Genomic DNA, 22,930 nt, shown 5'->3' with positions numbered 1-22,930 from the left:
CATGATAGCTGATGAATTTGTTTTTGGATTGAAGATCTTCACAAGTTCTTTCCTGCTGATCTCGATGATGCCCGCAGAAAACAACTTAAATCTGCGAAAATCTCTTGAATCTTCGGGAACAACCTTACTGATGCTTTTCCCGCTGATACTCGCCAATCCTCGCAGAAAAACAAAATAATAACTCTGCGAAAATCTCTTGAATCTGCGGGAACAATCTGACTCATACTTTCCCGCTGATTTCGCCGATCACCGTAGTAAAACATAATAATACATCTGCGAAAATCTCTTGAATCTGCGGGAACAATCTTAGGCATGCTTTTCCCGCTGATTTCGCAGATCACCGCTGAAAAACATCTGCTAAATCAACCAGAATCTATTTGAAATACAATCTTAACCACATTTTACTTACTTTTGCCCTTAAATGAGTTTAAAAAAGAAATTTGCCAGAGAAAGTTTTACCATTATGAACGAATTGGTATTACCAAATGATACCAATACCTTAAACAACCTGATGGGTGGGCGTTTGCTTCACTGGATGGATATTGCAGCGGCAATTTCGGCTCAAAAACACTGCAATCGTATCGTGGTTACCGCTTCGGTTGATAATGTTTCTTTTAAACAGCCCATTAAACTAGGTGATGTGATTACCATCGAAGCCAAGGTAACCAGGGCTTTTAATACTTCGGTAGAAGTTCGTTTAGATGTATGGGCAGAAAATATTCCGAGTGGTGCACGCCAAAAAAGTAATGAGGCTTATTATACCTTCGTAGCATTAGATCAAAGCGCCAGAACCATACCTGTACCAGAACTGATTCCGGAAACGCCCGAAGAAATTGATTTGTTTGATGGTGCACTGCGCCGCCGGCAGTTACGTTTGGTTTTGGGTGGCAAAATGCATCCTGATGATGCCAGCGAACTCAAGGCTCTTTTCTTTAAAACGTAATTTTTTTCAACAAATTCCTTTCTGCTTGGTTTGATTGTTTTACTTTAGTGTTTACCTTACGCTGAAAAATATGACAACTTATACCATACTTATTATTTTAAGCGGATTAGTCATTTTCTCTTATCTGTTTGATTTAGTGGCCAGTAAAACCAAAGTACCATCGGTTTTATTGCTGTTGTTACTGGGCATTGGCCTGCGTTTCCTGGTCGATTACCTCAAAATACAAACCTTTAATTTCCTCTCCATTTTACCCACGCTCGGCACCGTAGGTTTAATCCTCATTGTTTTTGAGGGCTCGCTCGAACTTAAATATGATCAGCATAAAAACAAGATCATTAAAAGCGCTTTTTTTCGGCCTTAAGTATTTTACTCGGTACCACCAGCGTCATTACCACCATCATTTACCAGATTTCGCACCACGATTTATATACCTGTATTGCCAATGCCATCCCTTTTAGTGTCATCAGTTCGGCCATTGCTATTCCATCGGCCGCAGCCTTAAACAATAAAGATAAAGAGTTTGTGATCTACGAATCGTCTTTCTCTGATATCCTGGGGATCATCATTTTCAATTTTGCCATTACCAATCATTCGATCACCACCTCCGCCTTTATCGGCCTGGGCTTAAGTACCTTTCTCATCCTTTTACTATCGGCCATTGCCTGTGTGGTTTTGCTGTACGTAATGGGACGTCTGGTACACCACATCAAATTTTTCCTGATTATAGCCATACTCATCCTGGTTTATGCCATTGGCCAGTCTTACCACCTCTCTTCGCTGGTGCTGATCCTGAGTACAGGTTTATTCCTGAACAATGCCGATACCATCCAGAACGTTTGGTTCAGGAGTATTTTTTTATACAAGAATTTAACGGCCGATTTATCGCAGCTTTACCAGTTATCGGCAGAAAGTGCCTTTATTTTGCGGACTTTTTTCTTCGTTATTTTCGGTTTTACCATGAACATCGGCGAACTGAACAACAAGATCGTACTCGCCAATGGCTTTTTCATCCTGGTCACGATATACCTCATCAGGATGCTCTTCCTTAAAATATTTAAAAAGGATAATTTAGGCCCGATTTTATACATCGCCCCCCGCGGACTGATTAGTATTTTACTTTATTTCAACCTGCCCGCTTCTTTAAAAATACCAGAAGTGGGTACGCCGTTCCTGTTCCTGGTGGTATTGGGTTCGAGTATTGTAATGACGCTGGGGATTACGCTGAGTAAGAGAAATAGTGTGATTGAGTAAGGTATTGGTTAACTGGCCATTAGTCATTAGTTGATTGGGTTAATCGTATAAGCTGGTTAATGGTTTATTGGTTGATAGTTCATGGTTAATTGCCTCTTGGCCCACAACTTCAACTTGCTTTTCATTCTGGACGCAGTGAAGACCTGCGAAGTATGCATGAATACTTACCATTGACAGACTCCAATAGAATGATCGTCATCTCGACTGTAGCGCAGTCCCGACATTAAGTCGGGAGAGAGATCTATCTAGACAGATTTAGCTTCATTGGACGCCCAACGCCACACGCCAGACTCCTAACGCTTAAATGAAGTCGAAATACTTTTCAGCTGCTTCAATTCTGCCAAAACATTTGGATTAGCCTGGTAGTAAATAGAATAATAACTGAGTTCGTTTAACTTATTTTGATCTGTTTTATTAAAGTTAAAACGTGCCAGATTCGGATTAATGGCATGGATGGGCAAGGCAAAGGCATTGGCAAGGGCGGTAAAAATTACAGAATAAAACGCAGTTCCGGCTTCCTCTTCCAAACTGGGTGCTTCCTTACCCCATTTATCTACCAATTTGCCACGGGCGTCTATTTTGTATTGTTCAGGATGCGCTGTACCTATCTTAACCAGGTCTATCCCTTTATAACCTTTTTTAATTGTACGGATCTGTACGGTTTTAATTTCATTAATCGGAACCTTAATAAATTCGCCGTCATGATTCAGGATCGCATTTACCGAATCTACTTTGTATAAAATCCCTTTGTATTTACCATTTGCGGTTTTAAGAACGGCCATGTAAGGTTTTATACCCTGAGCATTTGCCAAAGTAAAGGAAAGAAAAAAGAGGAGCGTAAAACAGATGGTTTTCATGTTGAGGTATTAAGAGACAGTTAAATTTACTACAATATTTTAATATTTAACATTTCCATCACACCGAGCAGAGTCGAAATGCTTTTAATACATTTCAAATGGAGGCTTGTGCTATGAATCAGCTTTGTGTGTACCGTTTGAACTTTCACCCAGCTAGGCCAAAGCACTGTATCTACGTTCTACTTAAATCCGGCCTAACATCCCGATAGCAATCGGGATCGGGCTGCACTGTTCTGGCCTAACAACTGGCTTCAAAAAAACGGCGAAGCCCTCATGAATGCAGCTGAAAGTTATAAATAACAAATGAATAAATTTTCAGCCGGTGTTTTATTAATGGTTTTCTATTATTTTCATTTGTATTAATGAGCTCGGCAATGCCTCGGTTTTGTTTCTTTTTGACACCAAAAAGAAAGAGCCCTTCGGCGGCGGTGAGCCGAGGCAAGATCGTGGCGTATGGCAAAAGACATTAATTGTACGTTACTAATGTTAATTTTAAACAATTAATTAATTGTTTAAATCGGTTAACTGAATTCAAATTCGTAAATCGACTAAAGACTTCGGACTAAGCCCCCATTTCCAAAATCTTATCGAACTCAGCAGCTTTAAGCGGCATTACCGATAAACGGCCTTGTCTAACCAATGAAATATCAACCAAACTTGGCTCCGCTTTGATCTGTTCTAAAGAAACCGGATTTTTCAGGCTTTCTACAGGCGATAAATCAACCACTACCCAGTTAGCATCATCAGTAGTAGGATCCTGGTAAAATTCTTTTACTACTTTGGCAATACCCACTACGTTTTTACCTTCATTACTATGGTAAAAAAGCACCAAATCGCCCTCTTTCATGGCTTTCAGGTTGTTCCGTGCCTGGTAATTACGCACCCCATCCCAAAAGGTACGGCCATCTTCATTAAATTTTTCCCAACTGTATTTAAAAGGTTCTGATTTTACTAACCAATGATTCATGCTGCTTTGTATTTATTTCGATTATTTAAGCTCAAAACTAAGAAAAGGGAATGGATTAGGAAATAGATTGGAAGATTTGGGAAATACAGAGCTGATTATTAATGAGCTAAGAAACTAATGATAGGAAAGTGTTCATTACAAATCTACAAGCAGAAAATCAAGTAGCAATTTCGAGGCTAACACTAAAATATTTGTCGCATTGATATTTGTATTCTTTACAATCAATATATTCCACGATTTTAGTTATTAATACCTTTGAATATCAATGATTATTCTTAGTTTTGATTAAACGCTCGACAGTGAATAATAGAAATAAAATCTGGATTATATCGCTAGTAGTTACCACAATTGTATTAGTAAGTAGTGTTTATTTTCTTCCTTCCAAGGAGAGAACCTATATTAATTACCTAAGTATTGTTGGCCTTATACTTGGTATTTTAGGACTTGCAATTTCTTATTTACAAATCTTATCCGTAAAGCAAATAACCTTAGCTATCAAAAATGAAGTTACAGAAAGTTTAAATCGCAACAAATCGGTTTTACTTATTTCTGACATCAGCAAGAAAGTCTCTATGATTGCTGAAATACAAAGTTTTATTCGAAATAATAAGATCGAAATGTGTGTTCTGAGAATGAAAGATTTAAAGTTACTTCTGAGTGATTTAAATACTTATAAGCAATTTAGTAGCTTAGTAAACAAAAAGGAATTTAATAGTTCTTATGCTGATTTTCATATCGACTTAGAAAATTTCCATAAGTCCTTACTAAATGAAAAAAATAAAATAGACAAAGAGAAGATTAATTCAAATCTTGAAAAGCTATCTACACTATTATTAGATGTTGAATTTAAATTAAAACGGCAATGATTCCAGAAAGGTTAAAGAAAATAGTTACACTCTTGAGAGATAAGACTTCAGAGAAAAAAGCAATTTGGAATAAGACTAGTGGTCAAGATGAATATAAACTTCAGATTGGTGAAGGAAGTTCCATTGTAGTTTCTTTTGACTATGGCAACTACAATAGCGAATATATCACAATCAGTATTTTCAATAAGAATGGAGATATGGTCGAAAGATACGATAATGAGAATGAACAAGACGAAGATAGTTCCAAATTATTGTGGTCATTTCATAAAGCTGCACGTGATTCTTATTATAAAGTAGAAGAAACAATGGAGCATCTTCTCAATGAAATATCAAAACAGGATGTGGTCGGCATTAAGGAAGAAAAGAAAATTATTCCTCCTGCAATGCTTGGCGACGATGATGATTTGCCATTCTAATCATAATACCATTCCTATCTCCAAATATTGGTTTACGCAGAGAGAATGTTGTGATCTTTATCTAAGTGCTGGTGCAATTACAGCTATCCAAGATGTAGGTCTATGTTAGCGCAGCAATCTCGTTACTAGCTCAAGTTTTAGTATTAAGGCTAACTGACTAAATGACTTGAGCTTTTATTATTAATCTTGATAAAACTAACCAAAGCAGAAGTCAGGCCAAGGCTTAACGTATTGGGCGCTGAGGCTGGTGATTTAATTTAGAATTAATACATATATAAAGTGCCAGTTGCAGCCTTATAGCGACTTTTAATCAACAGTTTGAATTTATTTGTTAAAAACTGATACTTCTTACAATGTCGGTATAGAATGAAAGATTGACTTCTCCGAAGCTTAATACAGGAACCAAATAGATTGAATATATTAGATAACAATAACGAAAACAATTAACTTTGTACCAACCGAAAAGAATAAAATGTACATCGAATCAATAAAAATAGACAATATTCGTTCCATCCGTCATTTTGAGATGAAATTTAAAAATCCTCCAGGTTGGCACGTGGTGATAGGCGATAATGGTGCTGGTAAATCAACTTTTGTAAAAGCAGTATCCTTAGCTTTGGTTGGTGCGGTAAAGGCAATATACCTTCGACAGGATTTTAAAAAATGGATTAGGATTGGCGCTGGAGTTGAGGAAAAAAAGAAAATTGAATTGGGTATTCTCAGAGACAATAGGGATGTAAAATATTCTGGCACTAAACCACCTTCTAATTATAATATTGGCGTCGAAATAATAGAAAAGGAATCACGCAAAACTGATAATGTTGCAACTAATACTACACTTACTACAGTTCTAGCTTTGGAAAGTGCATTTCCTAAGCATTATGAATTAGCAGGACTCTTGGTAAGCGGATATTTTTCAGCTGCGTTTGGCCCATACAGACGGTTTACTGGGGGTAATACAGAATGGAGCGCAGTATCTCCTTATCCAACAGCTGAGGCGCATATTTCAGCTTTCGGAGAAGACGTAATGTTGGGTGAATGTATTAATTGGTTGAAAAATCTACGCACCCTCGCCAATGAACCTGCAAACAAGGACAGAGAAAGATATAAAACACTTTTAGATGATTTTGTGAACTTCTTCAACCATGGAGAGATATTACCGCATAATTCCAAACTTAAGCTAATTACTTCTCAAGATATACTATTTTTAGATGGAAATTCCAACGAAGTCTCGGTTATGGAATTAAGTGACGGCTACCGATCTGTCCTTAGTATGACTTTTGACCTTATCAGACAGCTCACCATTTTCTATCCTAATGAAGATGTATTTCTTAACGTGAGAAAGGGTGGTCCAGGGAATTACTTTATTGACCTCCCTGGTGTTGTTATTATTGATGAAATAGACGCGCACCTCCATCCAACTTGGCAGCAAGAAATTGGAAATACACTTACAAGATTATTTCCAAAGATTCAGTTTATTGTAACAACTCATAGCCCTTTGGTATGTAGAGCTGCACAAAAAGGTAGTATTTGGAGATTGGCAGCCCCTGGCAATGATAATGAATCAGGTGAAATTACAGGAATAGAAAGGGAGCGCCTTATCAACGGAAACATATTAGATGCATATGGAACTGAAGTTTTTGGTGAAAATGTTTCCATATCTGAAGAAGCAAATGAAAAAATTAATCGTTTGGCAGAATTAAATATTAAATCAATAACAGGAGAAATTGAAGATTCTGAAAAAGTAGAGTTACAAAAACTTAAAACTATTTTTCCCTCCGAGAAGCAGTAATGATTCAGTTAGAACAAAATATAAACCCTGAACAAGAAATCATAGATAAACTTAAAGTTTACCAGGACGAAATAGACGGCTTAGAGACATTTGAGTTAAGAAGTGAAAAAGCAAAAAATATTTTTTCAACACGAAATAGGATTGGCAATACGGTTTTTGATGCTATAAAAGTTAAACTCACAGAAATGTGTTCTGGTGCAAGACGATGTGTGTATTGTGAAGATTCAGTTGCTGACGAAGTTGAACACATTCATCCAAAGGATTTATACCCAAATTTCTGCTTTTATTGGGACAATTACGTTTATGCATGTGGTAACTGCAATGGACCTAAAAATAATAAGTTCGCAATTTTCAGAAAAGATGATGGAAGCTTTCATATCGTAAATCCAGAAAGAGGAATGAAAGCAACTGAGCCGGCAGAAGGTAATGGTGCACTTATTAATCCGAGGATAGAAGACCCTTTAGATTTTTGTATGCTAGATTTATCTTCAACCTTTAAATTTGTTGTAATCGCAAAGGCAGGAACGGATGATGCCCTTAAAGCGAATTATACTTATAATGAAGTGCTGCGTCTAAACGAAAGAGAGTTTCTGCGAAAAGCGAGAAAGAATGCCTACACAAATTACAAATCAAGATTGGGATATTACACTACTCAAAAATTTGCAGGTGATACACAAGATAAACTTGATAAGTTAATTGAAAATTTAAAACAAGAAGCTCATCCGACAGTTTGGAAAGAAATGCAAAGATATCATTCAAAAGGAATTTTAGAGAATATTGATAAAGACCTTAATAACCTTTTTATAAAATCACCTGAAGCACTTAAATGGTAATGCAGATACCCCTAAGTCTTAGCCTAGACTAGATGACCTGAGCTTTCATTATTGACCTTCATAATACTGGATAACCTGTTAGTAACTGATATTACTTATTGCGATATTTGTATTGCCCTCTGCTTAGTTTGAATTCTGTACCGCAAAGTCTGAACTGTCTGTTGCACCCCCTTCTTCAACGCCATGCCTGAGCATCACTTCTTTCCACTCACAGAAAATATTAGCACCCCACTTGGGTGTATAAAGATCATAATGGGCAAACCAGAAAAGCAGGTCCCTGATCACAACCGGATAGATTACATTGGTATCCAGTACTGCCTTAAACCTTACACTATGAATCATACAATCCGAGTTCCTCATCAGCACCCATGATGTCGATAATATGGTTCTTCTGCTGCACTTTCATTTTTTCTCTGTAAGCCACAACATCCTCGAATTTTATCCTGCGGTGTTTGCCCACCTTGATAAACTCAATAGCCCCCTCTTCCAGTAATTTTACTAAATACGGTCTTGAACATCCCAATATCTCGGCTGCCTTCTGGGTAGTTACCTCTGTTGCCATTGGAACTATAGAAACAGGCTTACCTTCACCCATAGCCTTTAAAATATCGCCAAGAAATACCAAAGCTCTGGCAGGTATCTTAATGCGTTCACCCGTTTCCTCAATCTCAATCTCCGTCTGTTCAGAATGGATGTTGGAGAGTATCGATGATAAAGCTGGTAAAGATTCTATGGCCATCTTCTGCTCTGTTTTGGAAGGACGGCGTGTTTGATCAGTTGAAATCATGCTGCAATTTTCTACGAAGTTAAACAAAAAATACAAACGAAATAAACGAAATAAATAAAATAAACAAAAAACCAACAAACCAAATAGACCAATAGTTTGAAAAAGGAAATACATCATAACAGTACGAATAAAAAACCGTAAAAGTTAAGGATACATAAACAGAGAAAAATGAAATTAAATAATAGTAAGGAACAAGCTCATGGTGGTACAATGAGTAACTGACGATCGACTGCAACCTCTGAACTATCGACTGCAACCTCTGAACTACCGACCGCAACGTCTGAACTAGCAACTGCAACCTCTGAACTATCGACCGCAACGGCTGAACTATCGACCGCAACGTCTGAACTATCGACTGCAACGTCTGAACTATCAACCGCAACGTCTGAACTACCGACCGCAACTGCTGAACTACCGACCGCAACTGCTGAACTATCGACTGCAGCGTCTGAACTGTCGACTGCAGCGTCTGAACTGTCGACTGCAACGTCTGAACTATCGACTGCAACGTCTGAACTATCGACCGCATCGTCTGAACTATCGACTGCAACGTCTGAACTGCCGACTGGCAAGTCGAAACCGCCCTAATTTATGCATTATTTGAGCAAAAAGATTTTGTAGATTGATATATTGTATCTATCTTGCCTATGCAGATTAATAAATAACATATTTTTTCACCTAACAGAGAGAAAGCAATTTCAAAAATTAAATTTTAAAAATATTCCTGGACGAGCGTTTTAGAAACGCATTTTCTAATTTCTCTGAAAAGAGTTATTTGTTAGTCTGCAGCGTCCAGGAACTCTAATTTCAATGTTATGCAGACTAACAATTGTAAAAACCCAAACACACAGCTCCCAAATCAGGTAGCAGCTGTAACCGAATTCCGGAAACTGATTGAAGCCTATTTCGATATGATTAGTTTATCGGATGTGAATCAATTCCTTACTGAAATGCTTAGCGCAGCTATCGGGCCCGATCCGCGCTCTGGCAAACACAAACCCATTACCATTGCCAACGCCCTTTATGATGTAAACAATATCATCAGCCTGCTTACCAAAACAAAACTTTTGGCCAATGAAGAAACCTTTCAATGTTATACCATAAACCTGGGTTATCACCTACAAGCTGTTGGCCAATTTGATATCGAACACCTGTCAGAACTGTTATATTATGGATTAAATGCCTACATCTTTCAGGAGGATGATTTTGAAGGCGCAACCTTAAAATTTTCTGCCGAAATTACTGCCGCCTATAAAATGATTTATGATTGGCTGTCAGACTGCGATGCCTGGTGTAAGTCTGTTGAGTGTTATGAATGTAATGAAACTGCCGGTTTAGCAGCTACACCATAACCGTTCAAATTTTAATTGGCAATTTATCCTATACAGCTATGAGGGGCAACTCCCCTCCTAATTTAGGAGGGGTGCCCAAAGGGCGGGGTGGTTAAGATTTTTAACCACAGATGCACACAGATAAACACGGATTTTTATATCTGTGTGCATCTTTTTTATCTGTGGTTAAATTATTTTCATGACTAGCGCGATCTTATAAGACTCCTTAAGCGTAATAAATCGAAATAAATACCATTCGACTATGCTATCAATGACAGATTTAAAAAATCGCCGTCATTTCGACTGAAGCGTAGCGAAATGGAGAAATCTTTGAACCATGCTAAGATTCTCCACTACGGTCGAAATGACGTCGTATCTGTTCGTAGAGCACTTCCGAACGCTACGGATTAGTAATAGAAAAGAGTCTGTGACTCGTTTAGTTGAGTTTAAAGCTCAACTTTATTCCTGTATCCATATAGACGCTATGCTTAACGCTACGGATACTGCGGGCGAATTGTATACACTAAATATTATATATTTGCCTTACATCTAAATCATCAGTATGTTGAAGCTGAAATACCTCATTCTCACAATAGCAGGATTGTTCTTTTTCAATAGTGTTAAAGCACAAACCTCTGACTGTCTAAAATTCAAACAGGGAAAGTTTAAGATGATATATAACGGGAAGTTATTAATAATAAAACGCGACGCAAACCATCAATATGAATATTACGATAATGCAACCGTTCCGACTTCCTACAATATTAAATGGATTAGCAATTGCTCTTATACCTTAAAGCCTGAAACGAATACCTTTAAAAAGTTTCCTAATACGCCTCGAAACGCCCTAATCACAGTTAATATAATTAGTTACAGTGGAAATACTTATAAGATAAAGGCGACATCAAATTTTAGCCCTCTGATACTAAAAAGTGAGATTACTAAAATCAATTAAGGAGCATTTTATAAATCTTACATCTAGAACATTACGTTTCTGCCCGTAGAGTTCTAAGGATTAATAATCGAAAAGAGTCTGTGACTCGTTTTAGATGAGTTTATAAACTCAATTTTATTATTGTATCCGTAGAGATGTTATGCTTAACGCTACGGACAGCACAGTTATATCACTTAATTTCGGTAGGTGAGACACCAACCGATAGATAAAATAAAGGAATCTTTAACCTTCTAAATTAGATTGATCAATAAAACCTGATTTAAAAGATCTCTCCGTTTCGCTGCTGCCTGAAAAAGGCACGCGCTCCAGTCGGGAAGACGATTTAACCCGTAGGTTAATCAAAAGATGAGTGATTCTATCAAAAGACACCTGTTATAGAAGATCATTTCAGACTACCCCATCTTTTTCTAATCACCTGAAGACCCTTTTTCAACACCAAATCTTCTCGCTTTTCAACTGAATTTCTGGATTGGCTAATATAAATATCCGGCAGAACCCCTTTCAAGTGATGCTTGCTCCCATCAGAATTTTTAACCAACATCCCGGAGAAGTACACAATTAAATTACCCGGGAGATAAGCTATATTTACATCTCCATTGGTACCTGCAGTCGCATCTCCTACAATTACTCCCAGTTTAAAGTCTTTTATCAGTCCCAATAAAGATTCTGAAGCACTCATAGCAGATGCGTTGGTCAAAAATATTACCTGCTGTGTTAATCTATTTTTAATATCAGGAAAATATATCTCGGGACCCGGCTGAAAACTCAGATGCTCAAGATCAGGGTAAAGAATTTTTGGGTTAAAGAAGCGTACAGTCCTGATGGTGTCCCTTGCCAAAGCAGGAATCAGATCTGTACTGATTGTCTGATCGAAAACATATCCCCGAAGATCAAACACTATCGACCTGGCAGTCTTTAAAAGTTCAAAATTCTGATCTGTCAAAGAATTTCGCGTGAGATCAAAATAATAGATATCCGGTGCAACCCAGCCATTTCCCTTTTGTAAATAACCTGCATTTCCCGGCGTGTAATCTTCTGATACTTTTGTTCGCTCAATTCCAACCTTACGGGTATCTCCGTGTCGAAGTACGGTAACTTCTATTTTTTCATTTTTTTTCCCATTGAACAGCCGGTTAAGTACAAGCAGATCTTTTTTTGCTTTGATCCTGACGCATATTGAATTAATGTATCAACCCGCTTACCAACAGGAATTCCATTAACCTTGACAATAATGTCACCTGGAAAAATACTATCCATGAGTCGTTTATCGGAAACTTCCTTAACTACAATTTTATGATCTGCCCGAATAAGAGAAATTGGGAGCGTGTAGTAAGGCTCCATTCCCATAATCGAAATAAACGTATGTGCATCATTATAAAATGAACACATTCTTTCAATCACCTTGATGTAGGTGGTGTGGGTTTTGGCTAAACTGGCTTCCTGAAGTATTTCAGCTAAAAGACGTTCCTGATCAATTTTTACATCGTCCATATATGGAAAGGAATGTCTAAGTATATTCCAGAGCATAATTACATCTGCAATCCTTAATTCCTCCTGTTCAAATGCCGAAATCTTGTTATAGTTTAGGTCGGTATGATCGTTTACTTTATTTGTTGCAATGGGGAAAGTGGAAGATTTGTTGCCTAATAAAACAAGCGGCATTACAAAACTGATTCCCTTAACAATTTCTTTATCGAGGTACTCGCCAAATTTAAGCTTTTGACTATAAAGCGCATAGTTTGGATCTATTATTTCGAAAGTAATCTTTGTTAGTTTGGCAGTTGTTTTTTGGGTTGTATTTAAAATTTCATGAGGGCTAAATGATCTGTCGCCATCAATAATCTTAAAAACAGGTTTATCAATCGAAACTGGGATGTTTGGGTCTGTTGCAAGTTCAAATGCGATCAGTTCAGCTGAACTGTTTATAGTGCCCGTGAAGTGATGGATCTCAGGCAAGTTGGTTTTAAGTTCTATTGAATCCTTTCCATTCACTATTTTTAATTCAGCAGGTTCACCATCTTTTTTGTTTACACGCGTGGTGAGGCTAAAATCATACTTTAATCCCCGGTAACCTGACACATCATATGTTCCGGTCAATGGCATTTGTATATTACGATCATTTCCTACAAGCGGAGTACGATTTAATCTGATACTCTTATAAGGCCTTTCTAAGATACCGCTATAAAGATTAAATCCGAGGTGCTGCCATGATATCTCTTTATAACTACCAGGGATATTCGGCTTCAGTTTATTTATATCAAAACTTTCTTTTTGATCAGTTAAGGTAATTTTGATACTGGGCGCAATTGGAAGAAATATTTTTCTCAGTTCACCAATAAGTTCATCATCATTACTCACCTTTAACATAGCTTTACTTCCGTTTATCGCCACCCCTTCCCATATTTCCAGTTTGTTTTCGTCTGAAGGATGAAAATATTGGACGTAGCCATAGATTTTCGAAAATGCTGTTAGATTCCTGATTTGGCGGTTACTCAACTGTCCTAGCACCAAGACTGGAGATAGTAGAAGGAATAGGGTTAGTGATTTCTTTATCGGCATATAAGTTTTGAATAACGTTTCTTAATTCTTTTTACCTTCTTCAATATTCTTGTTTTCTGAAGGTGTAGAAGCTGTATATCCTTCATTTGTAATAACAATATCGCTGTGCTGTCGAAATTATTTATTCGAAAATTAGCTGAACTCCTATACCTATAAACTCGCCCTAACTCTTTTCCAATGCCTCTGAGCTTAGATTGAGATAAAGATACCTCCTTTCTTAATTAAACAAGCAATTTGATCGTTTTTCAACCGTATTTGATCATTTTAATTGATTATTCCTATACTGCCCTTAAAAGCGATTTTACATCATTCAAGGCTACACCACCACTTACCTTTCCACAGCGGAGGGTTTGTTCTTATTACACCTTTTTCCTAAAGATTTACGATAAGAAGCCTCGTTAACACCGACCTCATGAAAAGCTAAAATGCTTAAATATAGGTACTGGAATTTTAAATAATAAGGCTTATACTTGTACAAAAAGACGCAAGGAACAATATATTGCACACGCCAGTAAGGATAATTAAAGATGCTGTCAATTCGTAGTTTCGCATATTTGTGAATTGATCTTAATTTTACCAAGACATCAGGTGACAAAATCATAATATTAAATGCATGCAAGCAGAATGCGATTATAAACTGGAGGATTTAGAATGATACAAATCCCATTACCAGCGCAAGTTTTAGTTCTACGCTACTAAGCTGGATAAGTTGTGCTTTCATTATTAATCTTGAAATAATACCAAACCAAAAGCCTGGACAATGCTTGGGGCAATGGGCGCTAAGACTTGAGCCAAAATGAGACTAAGAGCAAATATATCATGTTTCAGCTAGCAAAATACTAAAACCAACAAACAGCACTAATGATTTCAACAAAAAATCTCAGTTTACTTCCAGATAGAAAATCACTGGAGACTATTTGTAAAGCGATTTCAGTTTTAGACGCAATAATTTGCCAGGAATGGCAGTACCGTTATTACTCATTTAATTCGGAGTGGGGTATCAATGAACAGTGTTTGCAAATGCGAAATGGCTCGGGTGATGAAATGCATATATTATTTCTTGATAACGGCTGTGCAATAAATGGTTTTGCACATGAATACAAACAACAGGATAAGACAAAATTAACCGCAAATTTGCCTTCAATTTTTAATGAATTTATTTTTGGGGAGCCTGTCGCATCAATCGGTACCACATTTTGCATATGGACCACTGAACCGAAAAACTGGCAAGTTGGACAACTTGAAAATATTGAAGATAATTCTGAAGAAATGTTAAGTATTTTAGATGGAAATCCTCAGACTTATGTAGATTGGGCAACAGATTATTTTGAAGGAAGTTACAAAACAAGCGAAATCTCTACAGAAACCATATCAAAAATTTATAGTGGGCATACACTCACAAAAGAAATGGTTTTATCAATTGTTGAGGAACTGGAAGATTGGGAACTACTGGAAACTGATCTAAAAGAAATCAACTATCCTTATAACTTTGAATAGCAGGAAATTCCTTATAAATGAGAGAAGAGCAAAAAAGATTGTACTTTGAAACGGTCGACAACAATATTGAAAAACATGGCTACCATGTAACCTATGTTCTCGAAGAACACGACTTTACGCCATTTGGTTATTCAAGCGGACTGTATAAAAATTTTGGGATACCAGAAGCTTTCATTTCTGGCTTACCAAATGGGCTAACCAATACGCTAATAACCAATTATGCCGAGGCATTCAGGAACCATAAAGTACCTTTGAATCAAAAATTAGATAATCTAATTGATCGTTTCCCTGTATATATTATTCCGGTAAAAAATGAGGCCTTAAATGAGAAAATATTAAATACGTTAAGGTTCTATGAAAACGATTACTTCGAATCAGTTCAAATCATTTTTCCTGATTTAAAGGGGAAATTTTATGGAGAGAATGGTTATGATTATGACCAGGAAATTTTTTGGGAAATACCAACTAAAATAAAAGCATTTTAACAAATTAACGTGTCCTCATCAAATAGAATCAAACATATCTGCAATAACCATTACTAGCGCAAGTTTCAGTTATACTCTACGCTACTAAGCTGGATGACTTGCGCTTAGCAGAGATTTAATTGACGGATTTATTAAGCACAAGTCGCGCCTTCGCTTTTGGCCCAGGCACTAAGACTTGCGCCAGATATGTTTAATAACTCATTTTTAAATCAAACAAAACCCTATTCCCCACGCGTCAATACCTCATCTATCATTCCAAATTCCTTTGCTTCGATAGCGCTCATCCAATAATCGCGACTGGCAATTTCATTTATCCGCTCATAACTTTGTCCACTATGTTTCGCCAGAATATGGTACAGATCTGATTGTACTTTTAACACTTCTCTGATCCGGATATCCATATCAATGGCGGTTCCTTCTGCCCCACCCGAGGTTTGATGGATCATAACCCTTGAGTGCTGCAAAGCCGAACGTTTACCGGCAGCACCGGCACACAACAATACCGAGCCCATAGAAAGCGCAATGCCCGTACATATAGTGGCTACATCAGGCGCGATAAACTGCATGGTATCATAAATGCCAAAACCTGCATAAACCGATCCACCAGGCGAGTTGATATACAACTGGATGTCGCTTTTGGTATCAACCGACTGCAAAAAAGCAATTGGGCCTGTATTACATTTGCATTCCGCTCATCAACGGCTTCCCCTAAAAAAATAATCCTGTCCATCATCAGCCGCGAGAAAACATCCATTTGTGCCACATTCAGCTGGCGTTCTTCCGTAATGTAAGGCGTCATGGCAACAGGCAGGGTATAAGCGGCGTTTCTGCCCATATACTGATCTACATAAAGGCTGTTTAAGCCCTGGTGTTTTACCGCATAAAGGCGGAATTCTTTGTTAATATCCATCGTATTGATTTTAAATTTCAGGCATAGCGATGCCCTGCTCCATAATGGCGCATGATGTATAAATTAAATTGATTGTTTATTTGCGGAACAAACGCATTACCTTTTGCCTGAAAGTTTGATGCTCAGCGGTATTAAACAGCGTTTCGTGTATGTTATTGATTTCATTTTTCAGCTGCTTCCGGCCATAATCATGCACCATCTGGTAGGATTTGTTCTGCCAGTAAACTTGTTGTTTTAGTTCAGGCTGCAGGATCATTTTAGCTTCGAACAGGAAACTTTCTCCATCCTTACCGTCCGACAGCAGATAATGCTCTATTAAACGGAGCTCATTCAACGATGTCTTCATATTTTAAGGATTTTGCTTTAACGGTTTCTTTCACTTTTTCGAGGCATTTAAATTTCTGGGCGGTTGCAGAGCGTGCACCCGAGAAGCCAAAGCGCTGTGCCAGTGTTTCCATATCGAGTTTTTCATAATAAAAAGCACTAAGCAACTGCATACATTTCTGCCCGGCCTGCTCCAGTAAATGCATCAGTTTTCCTGAAGAAACTTCCTCATATCCGGTATCTGCCAAATCGATCTCTTTATTAAAAACAAGAGCAAGCGAGTCAAGGGTAACATGTTTGTCGTTTTCCTGATAACGTTTGATCCATAAGTATTTGGCAATTCCAAATAAATAGGCTTTTTCCTGGTACTTCAGCTTCAGTTCCGAAACCTGCACTTTCTCATAATACACCATCAGCGCATCCTGAAAAATGTCTTTCGCTTCCTCAAATGATCCGCCCATCTTGCTTACATGTCTTGCTACCAAAGGAAAAGCTTCTTTGTAGAGTTTCATAAAAAGGGCTTCGCGTGGGCTGGGCTTCTCTTTGATGGATGTTGCTGTCATGATTACTATGTTTTATATAGTATGTGTGTTTTTTTGATCAGATATCACCTAAAATTAATAATTATTTTTTTGGGGCGTTAGTTAATCTATTGTTCGGAAACATATCGTAAAAATTGTTTGGAGCGTTAAGCCAGCTTGCTTTGAAATAACACAGCCCTTACCGAAGCAGGCCCGTCAATCCCAATCCTTATATTAAATCCTAGCTTATGGACAATTCTCTTTTAAGAAAAGTTTAGGCGTTATGCCAGCTTGCTTTGAAATAACACAGCCATTACCGAAGCACGCCCGTCAATCCCAATCCTTATATTAAATCCTAGCTTGTGGACAATCCTCTTTTAAGGAAAGTTTAGGCATTACGCTAGCTTGCTTTGAAATAACACAGCCCTTACCGAAGCACGCCCGTCAATCCCAAGGGCCAGGAAAATCAAAAAAACAGTAGCACAATAGTGCAAATGGCACTATCAAACCTCAAACGCAGTGGTTTTGTGTTTCATGTTTGCAAAAACTTTCACCCACCCTTAACGAACAAAACAAAGTGCCGCTGTTTTTTTGATGTGTATGGGGTTTGTATAAAAGGCCCCTTGCCGGATTGACAAAGCATTTTTGCATACTTTTGATGCCTCAAAAGTTTGATGCCCCCGCGGCATAGAGCGGAAGAAGAATCCACCCTGTAGTGTATTAATGAATCCCATCTTAACCCTTCAACTTACCCGGCGTTACCGCAAATTTCTTTCTAAAAGCATTGCTGAAGTGTTGCACAGAGGAATAACCGAGCATAAAGGCCACCGATTTGATGGATAAACCATCAAGTAGTAACTCTTTTGCATGGTTAAGCCTGTAATCGCTCAGGTAACCGAATATGCTATTATCAAATAACCCTTTAAAGCCCTGTTTAAGTTTAAATTCGTTAATACCGCATAATTTAGCCAGTTCTGCAACCGATGGTGGCTGGTGGATATTCTCGATGAGGTAATCCCTAGCATGATAAATACATTCCCTATCGTAAGCAGAATGTAAAGCCGCAGGTTCTTTTTGGCTAATGGCCCGTTCAAAAGCTTCGGCTTGAAGCACAAGCAGCTCAATACATTTCGATTCGATAAACATACGCTTCAAGCCTTCCGGATAATCACAATCGAGAATATCCCTGATGCAGTGCTGCATGGCCCATGAAATAGGGAGGTTGTGCTCCGAAAGTTGTGTATAACGCCCGGTATCAGCATCATCTGCCAAAACCTGTAATGCTTTGGTGGAGTGCTCTGCCAATTGCAAAAACTTTTCTTTAGCAAAATGTACCTCAAAAAAGCGGTAGCTCTGGCCGGTATCATATTGGCCTGTACCATCAAGGTCAGGCATGTAAATAATATTCTGCTGGTTAGCATTAAAGGTGTACTGTTGCTTATTTACGTCGTTAAAGATGGTCCCATTGCCAGAGAGTGTAAAACGCAGTTTAATCATATCCGGCACATCATAAGTAGGCCTGAAATACATCTGGTGTTGTTTAAACAGGATGTCGCCGTACACGATATAAATACCAGGAATATTGATCTGTACCAATTCCGCATCGCTAAAAGAAAAACTGTGTTTCTCCTTTCTTTTTGTAACCAATCCCCCACGTACGGGAAGATCATCAAAGCTGCCCCCTACCTTTTTCCAGGCCCCGTAATTCTTACCAACATTGATTCCCATAATGGCAATGATCACAAAAAAAGCCGGAATAACGCTATTGGGTTATCCACAATTCGATTTTATGTAAAAGAAAATCCCTTTGATGTAAAAGCGTACAGCAGCTATTTTTCAATTTTGCCCCAATTGCGAAATGTACCGCAAGATGTTAATCACTTTATCATGGAAGAGCAAGAAGACCAAAATACATTAACGCTAGATAAAAAAATTGACACTCTCCCACCTAAAAACAGTCTAATTTTTAAACTTTTACAAGATTTACCATTAAAAAATGAAGCAAAAGTATTGGAAATTGGACTTTCTAATTTTCTTCAAAAAGCAGAAAATATCAGCTATTCCGGCACCTACATTAACGAAGCTGCTATAAAAGAGGCCTTTTCTACTGATGAAGCTGATGGCAATGCCATAGAATTGATTAAAAAAACGGATCATCAACTCGATTTCGAGGATAATTACTTCGATTATTGTTTTACGGCGAATACCATTTATTTCTGGCCTGATCCGCTAAAATACTTAGCGGAGAGCTACCGGGTGTTAAAATCAAATGGAAAAATGAACCTTGCCTTTGTTGAAAAAAACTTTGGCGGCGATCTGCCCTGGACACAATTGGATTTTACATTTTATGAGATTGATGAAGTAAAATCGTTTTTCAAACAATCGGGATTTGCAAAAATTGAAGTAAATAAGTTAACGGAGACGGTAACCGATCAAAGCGGAAAGGAAGTCACCAAACCGTTTATTATGGTATCAGGTCAGAAAAAATAGTTGATCTAACTAATTACAAAGCATGACATCATAGTAGGTAAAATCTGATGTTATTGAGTTGGCTGTTACATTTGTCAGTCTGAGCGTAGTCGAATTAAGTTTAATAAATCGAAAATAAAAGCCTTTCGACTACACGACCATTGACAGAATCTATTAGTAGGGTCGTCATTCTCGCGCATGCGGGAATCTTAAAGCGCGCTGCAATAGCATTAGGATTCCCAATTAAATTGGGAATGACGACGTCTCAAAATATAATTTGTCATTGCAAGGAGCAACGACATTGAAAATTAGGGCATAAAAAAAGCAGATTAAATGTTTAAATGAACATTCAATCTGCTTTTTGACATTGTTGCTGTTAAGCGATAATGTTATTTAATCACTTTAATCTGGCCTTTCATCACCATATAATGACCCGGATAGGTACAAATAAAAGGATAGGTACCAGGTGTTTTAGGTACTGTAAAATAAATCATATCCGATTTTCCAGGCTGTAGCAATACCGTATAAGCCAGCACCTTAGGTGTTGCCGGAACAAAATAGTACTTTTCGCCATCAAGGCCCATTTTCAAGGCCATTTCTCCTACCGCATTGCCCGATCCAGGTGTGGTCAGCACAAAATTATGCAACATATCATCTACATTCTTAAAGGTTAGTTTTACTTTGGTACCTGCTTTTAAGGTAATATTGGTGATGTCGAATTTCAAACCTGGCCTGGTGCCCAGTACAATAGTTTTATCAGGTCCTTTAGTCCAGGTTTCTGGTTGTTCGGTAACATGTTTCCCAACATCGGTATTACCTTTAACTGCGCCACCGGCTGCTGGCATATTGCCCATTTGGTGGTGTTCCATGCCCTCCATATGGTGTGCGGCCGGCGCGGTACCTGTGGGTTTATTTTCGGCAGTTAGCAATATCTTTTCTCCATCAGGAATCTTGTTCATGGTATAATATCCATAATCGTGCAATAATGGGATATTGCCATTTTCAGCACGTAATCCTTCCATTTTGATTTCGTGAATGTAGCCTTCTTTTAAGCTATCCAACACCAACCGCACCCGTTTATGATCAGGAGAAACTACAATAGCTTTAATGCTACGTGGCGATTGATTGATTACCGGACTACCATAAATGTGGTGGTATTTATAGGTAAAAGTGGAGAGTTTATAGGCGCCGGCATCGCGGGCAGTTTTTTCATCAACCGGCATGGTAAACTCGAGTTCGAAACCATCGGGCTGGGCCTTTACCGTTTGTACCTCAAATGGCATAATACCCGACCAGGTTAAACGTTGCAGCCCGTATTCGGCCTTACCCGTCGATGACCATCCTCTTGAAGTCATCCCCACCAGCATACTGCCATCCGAGCCCCAGTTCATCCTGAGTATTCCCGAAGAAAATCCCCGGCGAAAGGGAAATACCACACCCTGGTATACACCTTTAACTTTTTCTAAAAATACCCTATTGATATTACTCTGCGATTGGTCGCCTACAAAAAGTTGTCCTTTAAAAGGGCCCATATTACCATTATCTGAATAATTCAGAATGCCTGATGTGGAGTTACCCATAATTGAATGCGGAATCCACACAGAAGGGGTTTTTAATCCCGGTACCCTTTTGGCAACTTCGAATTCGGGTTCGCCGGTATCAGGAATATCTTTTTTGCGCAGCTTTACTGGCGAACCAGGTTCACCTGCCCACGCCAGGCCTGCAGGATTGCCTACAAAATCGCCTTCCTCTACATGCATAATGCTGCCCGAACCTACCCAGTCGCCCTGGTTCTCGGCATAAAATATTTCACCGTCGCTATTTAGTGCCATTGCTGCAGGCGAGCGGAAACCGGTTGCAAAAGGTTTTAACTTAAAATCAGGAGTGAATTTGAGCATCCAGCCATGCCATTTAGATAAACTGGCACCATAACCAATCCAGCCCAGGTTAAGTGTAACCACCATGTTGCCATCTTTATCCAGCATAGGGCCATACGCATATTCATGGTAATTGCCCGATAATGGCCACGAATACATGGTGCTATATTCATCGGCTTCTCCATCGCCATCCAGATCGCGCAGGCGCGTAATCTCAGCGCGCTGAGTGAGGTAGATATCTCCCTTGATATAATTTAAACCTAATACTTCGTGCATGCCGTGTGCAAACAAGCGGTATTTGGGTTGCTGCCCGTTTTTCATGTATGGGTTAGTAATAATCCAGACTTCACCTTTGCGGGTAGCTACAGCCAGCTCATCATTAGGTAAAAAGGTCATTCCACCAACTTCAAGCGCTATTTCTTTTGGGATAGGAACGGTTACGATGGGATAAATCTGTTTCTCTGTTTGTGTTTGTGCTTTTACCGTTGCCAGACCAGTGCCCAGTAACAAAAGAGACAATAAGTATGTTGATTTTTTCATGTCTTGATTACCAGGTTAGTGAATAGGTTAACGAATCGGTAGCATTGGCCAGTAATACCAGTAGCTCTTTGCCATTTTGGGTTTTCCTGATAAAAGCTTTTGTACCATCAGCCAATTTTAGCGTATATGCTTTATCGCCAACAGTGTAGGTATTATTTTTATGTGCTTCAATGCTTGTCCCTACTGCAATACGACAATAAAGTGGCTGCTTGCTGTTGCTAATACTAATGGTACGGCTGAGTCCTGCACCGCCATCTAAAACGACTATTTTATCGCTTACATCGCTACCGTTAGCAGTGTATAAAAATGCAGGCATTTTGCTTTTGTCTAAAACATAACCTTTATTTTGCAGGTCGTCAAAAGCGATAGAATCTGGCCACGCAGCATCCTTATCAGCCAGTGCTGCAAGGGCAGGTGCTGCAGAAAGTGGTAAAACCGTACCTAAAGGTTTGGCGAGCTGAGGTTCCCCCCTGTCTTTCCACATTTCGGTCACATCCATAAAATCTCCGCGCCATACCTCCAGCAAGGCACCCTGTTTTAAATCGTAGGCATAGTTTACCTTTTCGGGTGTACCTACAGAAATCACATGGGTACGTTTTTTTCTTCGAACATCAGGAAGCTTCGCAATAAATAGGGTTTGTTCGCTGCGTTGATGACATAGGGGTTAATATTTTGGGCCATAGAATAGGCCGCACAGCAGGTGAGAAGTGCGAGGCAGCACATCATTCGTTTATAGATCATAATTTTCAT

The 22,930-nt window shown here is 38.5% G+C and carries 22 protein-coding genes and 1 pseudogene; 11 read left to right on the top strand and 12 right to left on the bottom strand.

Going from position 1 to position 22,930, the window contains the following annotated elements; all coding sequences use genetic code 11:
* The first annotated feature begins 421 nt into the window (after window positions 1-421).
* The 3 genes from ACQ86H_RS09310 (at window position 422) to ACQ86H_RS09300 (ending at window position 2,194) form a co-directional block, all read left to right on the top strand.
* On the top strand, window positions 422-943 hold the full coding sequence (locus ACQ86H_RS09310; RefSeq protein ID WP_431294609.1) for an acyl-CoA thioesterase: 522 nt from the start codon (window positions 422-424) through the stop codon (window positions 941-943).
* Window positions 944-1,013: 70 nt separating this feature from the next.
* Window positions 1,014-1,304 (top strand): hypothetical protein, encoded by a 291-nt coding sequence (locus tag ACQ86H_RS09305; RefSeq protein WP_431294608.1) that lies wholly within the window; start codon window positions 1,014-1,016, stop codon window positions 1,302-1,304.
* 161 nt (window positions 1,305-1,465) lie between these two features.
* Complete coding sequence (locus tag ACQ86H_RS09300) at window positions 1,466-2,194, top strand: hypothetical protein (protein ID WP_431294607.1); 729 nt, start codon at window positions 1,466-1,468, stop codon at window positions 2,192-2,194.
* 293 nt (window positions 2,195-2,487) lie between these two features.
* On the opposite strand, the gene ACQ86H_RS09295 is transcribed toward ACQ86H_RS09300, so the two are convergent.
* Together ACQ86H_RS09295 and ACQ86H_RS09290 are read right to left on the bottom strand one after the other, a co-directional pair.
* Entirely contained in the window at window positions 2,488-3,051 is a 564-nt protein-coding gene (locus ACQ86H_RS09295) for a hypothetical protein (protein ID WP_431294606.1), read from the bottom strand.
* Window positions 3,052-3,613: 562 nt separating this feature from the next.
* Window positions 3,614-4,018, bottom strand: a complete 405-nt coding sequence (locus ACQ86H_RS09290; RefSeq protein ID WP_431294605.1) for an EVE domain-containing protein — start codon at window positions 4,016-4,018, stop codon at window positions 3,614-3,616.
* 299 nt (window positions 4,019-4,317) lie between these two features.
* Here ACQ86H_RS09290 and ACQ86H_RS09285 point away from each other — a divergent pair, with 299 nt between their 5' ends.
* The 4 genes from ACQ86H_RS09285 to ACQ86H_RS09270 all read left to right on the top strand — a co-directional run bounded on the left by ACQ86H_RS09285 (window position 4,318) and on the right by ACQ86H_RS09270 (window position 7,925).
* Window positions 4,318-4,884: a hypothetical protein gene (locus ACQ86H_RS09285; protein WP_431294604.1), complete on the top strand. Its 567-nt coding sequence runs from the start codon at window positions 4,318-4,320 to the stop codon at window positions 4,882-4,884.
* Complete coding sequence (locus ACQ86H_RS09280) at window positions 4,881-5,300, top strand: hypothetical protein (protein WP_431294603.1); 420 nt, start codon at window positions 4,881-4,883, stop codon at window positions 5,298-5,300. The genes ACQ86H_RS09285 and ACQ86H_RS09280 overlap by 4 nt, the downstream gene beginning before the upstream one ends.
* A 472-nt stretch (window positions 5,301-5,772) precedes the next feature.
* Complete coding sequence (locus tag ACQ86H_RS09275; RefSeq protein ID WP_431294602.1) at window positions 5,773-7,092, top strand: AAA family ATPase; 1,320 nt, start codon at window positions 5,773-5,775, stop codon at window positions 7,090-7,092.
* Window positions 7,092-7,925, top strand: a complete 834-nt coding sequence (locus ACQ86H_RS09270; protein WP_431294601.1) for a hypothetical protein — start codon at window positions 7,092-7,094, stop codon at window positions 7,923-7,925. Before ACQ86H_RS09275 ends, ACQ86H_RS09270 begins: the two co-directional genes overlap by 1 nt.
* 123 nt (window positions 7,926-8,048) lie before the next feature.
* Here ACQ86H_RS09270 and ACQ86H_RS09265 read toward each other — a convergent pair whose 3' ends face one another.
* Together ACQ86H_RS09265 and ACQ86H_RS09260 are read right to left on the bottom strand one after the other, a co-directional pair.
* Window positions 8,049-8,267 (bottom strand): hypothetical protein, encoded by a 219-nt coding sequence (locus tag ACQ86H_RS09265; protein WP_431294600.1) that lies wholly within the window; start codon window positions 8,265-8,267, stop codon window positions 8,049-8,051.
* Window positions 8,257-8,664: a helix-turn-helix domain-containing protein gene (locus tag ACQ86H_RS09260; RefSeq protein ID WP_431294599.1), complete on the bottom strand. Its 408-nt coding sequence runs from the start codon at window positions 8,662-8,664 to the stop codon at window positions 8,257-8,259. The genes ACQ86H_RS09265 and ACQ86H_RS09260 overlap by 11 nt, the downstream gene beginning before the upstream one ends.
* Before the next feature lie 863 nt (window positions 8,665-9,527).
* Here ACQ86H_RS09260 and ACQ86H_RS09255 point away from each other — a divergent pair.
* Window positions 9,528-10,064: a hypothetical protein gene (locus ACQ86H_RS09255; protein WP_431294598.1), complete on the top strand. Its 537-nt coding sequence runs from the start codon at window positions 9,528-9,530 to the stop codon at window positions 10,062-10,064.
* A gap of 1,316 nt (window positions 10,065-11,380) precedes the next feature.
* On the opposite strand, the gene ACQ86H_RS09250 is transcribed toward ACQ86H_RS09255, so the two are convergent.
* Complete coding sequence (locus ACQ86H_RS09250) at window positions 11,381-11,941, bottom strand: S41 family peptidase (RefSeq protein WP_431294597.1); 561 nt, start codon at window positions 11,939-11,941, stop codon at window positions 11,381-11,383.
* 155 nt (window positions 11,942-12,096) lie between these two features.
* Complete coding sequence (locus tag ACQ86H_RS09245; RefSeq protein WP_431294596.1) at window positions 12,097-13,557, bottom strand: hypothetical protein; 1,461 nt, start codon at window positions 13,555-13,557, stop codon at window positions 12,097-12,099.
* Window positions 13,558-14,418: 861 nt separating this feature from the next.
* Between ACQ86H_RS09245 and ACQ86H_RS09240 the strand changes: the two genes are divergently transcribed.
* Window positions 14,419-15,054 carry a hypothetical protein gene (locus tag ACQ86H_RS09240; RefSeq protein ID WP_431294595.1) on the top strand — a complete coding sequence of 212 codons (636 nt, stop codon included), beginning with the start codon at window positions 14,419-14,421 and terminating at the stop codon, window positions 15,052-15,054.
* Window positions 15,055-15,071: 17 nt separating this feature from the next.
* Window positions 15,072-15,539, top strand: a complete 468-nt coding sequence (locus tag ACQ86H_RS09235; RefSeq protein WP_431294594.1) for a DUF4262 domain-containing protein — start codon at window positions 15,072-15,074, stop codon at window positions 15,537-15,539.
* A gap of 221 nt (window positions 15,540-15,760) precedes the next feature.
* Here the strand turns inward: ACQ86H_RS09235 and ACQ86H_RS09230 are convergent.
* The 4 genes and pseudogenes from ACQ86H_RS09230 to ACQ86H_RS09215 all read right to left on the bottom strand — a co-directional run bounded on the left by ACQ86H_RS09230 (window position 15,761) and on the right by ACQ86H_RS09215 (window position 19,037).
* Window positions 15,761-16,449: pseudogene (locus tag ACQ86H_RS09230) on the bottom strand (ATP-dependent Clp protease proteolytic subunit).
* A gap of 76 nt (window positions 16,450-16,525) precedes the next feature.
* Complete coding sequence (locus ACQ86H_RS09225) at window positions 16,526-16,795, bottom strand: hypothetical protein (protein ID WP_431294593.1); 270 nt, start codon at window positions 16,793-16,795, stop codon at window positions 16,526-16,528.
* Window positions 16,776-17,336, bottom strand: coding sequence for an RNA polymerase sigma factor (locus tag ACQ86H_RS09220; protein ID WP_431294592.1), 561 nt, complete (start codon window positions 17,334-17,336; stop codon window positions 16,776-16,778). Before ACQ86H_RS09220 ends, ACQ86H_RS09225 begins: the two co-directional genes overlap by 20 nt.
* Window positions 17,337-18,029: 693 nt before the next feature.
* Complete coding sequence (locus tag ACQ86H_RS09215) at window positions 18,030-19,037, bottom strand: helix-turn-helix domain-containing protein (protein WP_431294591.1); 1,008 nt, start codon at window positions 19,035-19,037, stop codon at window positions 18,030-18,032.
* A 144-nt stretch (window positions 19,038-19,181) separates the two neighbouring features.
* Between ACQ86H_RS09215 and ACQ86H_RS09210 the strand changes: the two genes are divergently transcribed.
* Window positions 19,182-19,784: a class I SAM-dependent methyltransferase gene (locus ACQ86H_RS09210; protein WP_431294590.1), complete on the top strand. Its 603-nt coding sequence runs from the start codon at window positions 19,182-19,184 to the stop codon at window positions 19,782-19,784.
* 368 nt (window positions 19,785-20,152) lie between these two features.
* On the opposite strand, the gene ACQ86H_RS09205 is transcribed toward ACQ86H_RS09210, so the two are convergent.
* The gene (locus tag ACQ86H_RS09205) at window positions 20,153-22,180 is read right to left on the bottom strand and encodes a plastocyanin/azurin family copper-binding protein (protein ID WP_431294589.1); all 2,028 of its coding nucleotides are present in this window, start codon (window positions 22,178-22,180) and stop codon (window positions 20,153-20,155) included.
* Window positions 22,181-22,187: 7 nt separating this feature from the next.
* Window positions 22,188-22,766, bottom strand: coding sequence for a hypothetical protein (locus tag ACQ86H_RS09200; protein WP_431294588.1), 579 nt, complete (start codon window positions 22,764-22,766; stop codon window positions 22,188-22,190).
* Between the last annotated feature and the right edge of the window lie 164 nt (window positions 22,767-22,930).

The sequence above is a fragment of the Pedobacter sp. P26 genome (genome assembly GCF_050632135.1).
Lineage (GTDB): Bacteria > Bacteroidota > Bacteroidia > Sphingobacteriales > Sphingobacteriaceae > Pedobacter.
Note: the sequence above shows the minus strand (reverse complement) of the source record. Positions and strands in the feature narration are given on the sequence as shown.